Origin of the sequence: Caballeronia sp. LZ003, assembly GCF_031451465.1 — a bacterium.
Taxonomy (GTDB): domain Bacteria; phylum Pseudomonadota; class Gammaproteobacteria; order Burkholderiales; family Burkholderiaceae; genus Caballeronia.
The window spans coordinates 1-374 of sequence record NZ_JARUXJ010000217.1 but is presented as its reverse complement, the minus strand read 5'-3'; the positions used below and the strand labels follow the sequence as shown (position 1 = coordinate 374).

The 374-nt window shown below is 60.2% G+C and carries 1 protein-coding gene; it reads right to left on the bottom strand.

What is annotated here, in order from left to right; genetic code table 11:
• A partial coding sequence (locus QCE79_RS34525) for a ParB N-terminal domain-containing protein (protein ID WP_309852281.1) occupies positions 1 to 355 on the bottom strand: 355 nt, incomplete at its 3' end.
• Positions 356 to 374 lie beyond the last annotated feature (19 nt).

Sequence of the window (374 nt, the reverse complement as noted above, 5' to 3'; positions counted from 1 at the left end):
TGATGATCGCGGTCAGCGCCGTGCGCCTCTCGCCTCGATGGACTTGCCCGGGGACCTGGAGCAGCGGTTCGCCGCGCGCACGCCGCCATTCATTCGCCAAGCGCGCCGCCTTAACGCGTTGTCGCCCAACCGCAACTTCCGTTTCGCCCGTCTCGGTGTTCTTCATCACTGAGATCGGCTGAAGCACACCTTGGAAATCGATGTTTCGAGCGAGGTCCGCATTCACGGGTAAATCTACGCGTGGGTCGTACAGCGGCGAAGCCGTATCCGTCACCAGCACCAGCTTGTCGGGGTCGAAGAACAGCAGGTTTGTCTTCCCCGACGCGCCGTACGCGTCAATTGAGTTCTTTGCCATCGGTCATATCCATCAGATT